Raw genomic sequence first — 3,572 nt, 5'->3', positions numbered from 1 at the left:
GCCCGGCGCCAACGCGGCGCAGGCCGCCCTCGCCGCGCGCCGTCCCCTCGTGTGGACCGTGGCCGCCCTGCACCGCGCCGTCCAGGGGCGGTGACGGGCCGGGCGGTGGCGAAGCGCCGTCACGTGGCCGATGCTGGTCTGGCCGGACCGCCCCGTCACGAACGGCGTCGGGGTGAACACGCACAGCACCGTGACCGACGCACGACGCTCACCGGGAGAGGCCCATGGACTCCGCCTCGCAGAACGCGCGATCCGCCGCCGCCAAGCACGCCCTCGACACCGAGCCGCAGTACATCGACGCACCGCTCACCGCGGCGGCCGCGTTCCTGGTCCTGACGATCAACTCCGGCGAGCAGGCGATGGCCAAGGCGCGCTCCGTGGTCGCGAGCACGGACGACCTCGTCAAGGACATCCGTATCCAGCAGGTCAATTCCTCGGTCTTCACCTGCAATGTCGGCATCTCCCACCACGCCTGGGAACCGCTGACCAGGAAACCGCTGCCGAAGGAACTCAAGACCTTCCAGGAGATCAGGGGCGCCCAGCACACAGCGGTCGCCACCGAAGGCGATCTCCTCTACCACATTCGCTGCGACTCGGTCGATCTGATCGTCGAATTCGAGAAGATCCTCCTGGAAGCGTTCGGCGATTCGGTGACGGCCGTGGACGATGTCACGGGATTCCGTTACTACAACGGCCGCGACCTTCTCGAATTCGTCGACGGCACGGCGAACCCCGACGGCCTGGACCTGCCGGAGGCCACCCTCGTCGGCGACGAGGACCCGTCGTACGCGGGCGGCAGTTACGTGGTCATCCAGAAGTATCTGCACAACCTGCCCGCCTGGCGGTCGCAGACCACGGAGACCCAGGAAGCCGTCATCGGGCGCACCAAGTTCGACAACATCGAACTGCCGGACGCGACGGAGGGCCAGAAGTCGCACAAGACCCTGTGCACCATCCAGGACGCCGAGGGCGAACACGACATCCTGCGCGACAACATGCCCTTCGCCAATCCCGGCCGGGGCGAGTACGGCACGTATTTCATCGGCTATTCCCGACACCTGTGGGTCACCGAGAAAATGCTGGAGCGCATGTTCATCGGAGACCCGCCGCCGCTGCACGACCGCATTCTGGACTATTCGCGGGCCGTGACGGGCGTGACGTTCTTCGTCCCCGCCCGCAAATTCCTCAGCAATCTGGACGGCTGAGCCGCCGGGGGCGCCGGAGACTCCGCGCGGGGAGGCGGGACTTCGGCGCCCGGAGTCGCACGGCTGGACGGGACTTCGGTGCCCGGTCCGCCGTACGGGAGGGGCGGCCGAGTACGACTCCGGCCAGGACCAGCACCAGCCCGCCCCACTGCCGTACGGTCAGCGCCTCGGCGGCGATCACCGTGCCGAGCAGCACACCCGCGACGGGATTGAGCAGACCCACCAGGCCGACCGTGCCCGCGGGCAGGTGCCGCAGTCCGGTGAACCAGGCGAGGCAGGCCAGGGCGGTGGCGATCAGGGCGACATAGCCGAAGGCGAGGACCGCCGAGTCGGGTCGTTCATGCCCGTGCCGTAGCCGGTTGCCGTCGCGGTGAGCGTCGCCGTCCCGTCGGCCTTGACCGTGAGCGTCGGATCGGTGGCGGACCAGTAGGTGAGTCCGCCGCAGAAGACGGAGGTGCACGACCCCTGCCAGTGGATCGTCGCCGTACCCGCCGAACGGTTCACCGTGCCCGTTCCGTTGTGGAACACCACCCGGTTCCGGGTCAGCGAGGTCACCGAACCGGCGGTCACCGCCTTGCCGTTGAGGTCCTGGCACTTGGTCGTCCCTGTGGGCTCGGACCACACGTCGGCGCTGTCCGGCTTCTCCACCGAAGCATCGCCGTCGTGGGTCGCGTAGAAGCCGTCCGCCTGGGTCCACAGACGGCTCGATCCGGTGTCCCCCGCCTTCCCTGCGGAAAGGAAGTTGCATCCTCCGAAGAACGCGCCCCCCCCTGCTCACCGCTCAGGCCCCACGCGAACGACGCGCCCGACACCCGCACCGGAGATAGACGAGGAATACGGCCACGAGTCCGGTCACGAAGGCCGCCACCGGGACGGTGAACTGGCCGAGCACGTCGACCCCGGCGGCATGGGCTCCAGCCGCGAGGACCCCGGCGAGCAGGTGGAGGTACCGGCCCGCCGCGTGACGGTGGCGACCTTCGACCGGGTACGACTCGGACCCGACGGCCGGGTGGAGATCCCCCCGCGCTACTCGGGCGTCGACTACTTCCCGCTGGTCGACGGCGTGCGCTCGACCCCCTCCGCGATCCCGGACACCGTCAAGAAGGCCGAACCCGACTGGGGTTCGTGGCCGCGGTCGTTCGTGGACCTCCAGTACGAGACGGGCCTGTCCAGCTACTGGCACACCAGCGGCCTGAGCGCCGACCCCGACAAGCCGCCGTACGACCTCTCGGTGCGGCTCGACTCGGCTCCCGAGGTGCGGGAGGTGCCCGTCATCCGGGCGAACCCCGCGACGACGGCCACCGCGCCGTACGTCGAGGGCCGGGACCTCGTCGTCACGGCACGAGTGGAACACGCCTCCGCACTCCAGTGGAAGCGCTCAGCCTCGGCCATCGGACCACGGGCGCCCATCGACGGGACGACCGGCGAGACCCTGACCATCCCGGCATCGACTCCCCCTGGAACCGCGTCAACGTACACCTGGCCGCGACCAATGCGGCAGGCAGGTCGGTCTCGTCCTCCCTGTACCTCACCACCGCCCCATACGCGGCACCCGCTTTCACCGAACAGCCCCGCGATCTGGCCGCCATCCAGGGCACCGACGCCTCGGTCGCCTTCCGGGCCACCGGCAATCCGGCCATCGACCCCAACACCTTCGTCCTGGAGTGCAGTTCGGACAACGGCACGACTTGGAGGACGTGGAGCGGCGCCCAATACACGGACAGCGGCGAGAAGTTCACCATCCCTGCGATACCGCTCGACGCGGACGGGAACCTGGCGCGCATCAGGGCCGCGAACACCGACGCCCTTCTCCGCCTCCACCCCCTCGCACTCGACCGCCACGGCCTCGTCCTGCGCTTCGAGTACGCCCGAAGCCATCGGGACGCACGACCCAGCCGTAACCTCCCCCACCCCTCATGTGGTTATCGTGTTACCGAGCCGAGCCAACGATCATGAGGGGTGCGTGTGAGGGAGCCAGGCCGGCTGCCGGTACCCCTGCACCAGGACCGGCAGCGCTGGAGCACGGTACGGGCCGAACGCAGCGTCCTCGGAGTCGTGCACAACATCACGTCCGCGACACGGCTGCTGGACCTGCTGTCCGTCTTCGACGGGGATGAGCGGGTGCAGGTGCTCTTCACTCGGACGGGGTCGTCTGTTCTGGACGAGGGTACGGAGGATTTTCTTACCGCGCGGGGGATGCTGCACCTTCCCTGGCGGGAAGCGATATCCCAGCCTTTCGGTCTGGCGGTCGCGACAAATCGTGGCGGAAATCTCCACGACATACCGTTTCCGCTCATTGGGGCACCGCATGGGGCGGGTTACAATAAAAAATTGACCCGAAACCCGAAACCCGAAACCCGAAACCCG

The 3,572-nt window shown here is 68.5% G+C and carries 4 protein-coding genes and 2 pseudogenes; 3 read left to right on the top strand and 3 right to left on the bottom strand.

The window, feature by feature from the left end; genetic code table 11:
- Positions 1-224 precede the first annotated feature (224 nt).
- A complete protein-coding gene (locus tag GTW40_RS28435) occupies positions 225-1,205 on the top strand; it encodes a Dyp-type peroxidase (RefSeq protein WP_202486529.1) in 981 nt (326 codons plus the stop codon).
- On the opposite strand, the pseudogene GTW40_RS32845 reads toward GTW40_RS28435, so the two are convergent.
- The 3 genes and pseudogenes from GTW40_RS32845 to GTW40_RS28425 form a co-directional block, all read right to left on the bottom strand.
- Positions 1,186-1,530 (bottom strand): annotated as a pseudogene (locus GTW40_RS32845) (EamA family transporter); the annotation flags it as partial. The gene GTW40_RS28435 and the pseudogene GTW40_RS32845 sit on opposite strands and share 20 nt — an antisense overlap.
- The gene (locus GTW40_RS32840) at positions 1,500-1,853 is read right to left on the bottom strand and encodes a hypothetical protein (RefSeq protein WP_202486530.1); all 354 of its coding nucleotides are present in this window, start codon (positions 1,851-1,853) and stop codon (positions 1,500-1,502) included. The gene GTW40_RS32840 and the pseudogene GTW40_RS32845, both read right to left, overlap by 31 nt.
- Before the next feature lie 525 nt (positions 1,854-2,378).
- Positions 2,379-2,543, bottom strand: a complete 165-nt coding sequence (locus GTW40_RS28425; RefSeq protein WP_161183005.1) for a hypothetical protein — start codon at positions 2,541-2,543, stop codon at positions 2,379-2,381.
- 30 nt (positions 2,544-2,573) lie between these two features.
- Here GTW40_RS28425 and GTW40_RS32835 point away from each other — a divergent pair, with 30 nt between their 5' ends.
- On the top strand, positions 2,574-3,161 hold the full coding sequence (locus tag GTW40_RS32835; protein WP_202486528.1) for a hypothetical protein: 588 nt from the start codon (positions 2,574-2,576) through the stop codon (positions 3,159-3,161).
- A 99-nt stretch (positions 3,162-3,260) separates the two neighbouring features.
- A pseudogene (locus tag GTW40_RS33385) lies at positions 3,261-3,572 on the top strand (hypothetical protein); the annotation flags it as partial.

This window comes from Streptomyces sp. SID4985 (assembly GCF_009863025.1).
Lineage (GTDB): Bacteria > Actinomycetota > Actinomycetes > Streptomycetales > Streptomycetaceae > Streptomyces.
This window is presented reverse-complemented; position numbering and strand designations above follow the sequence as displayed.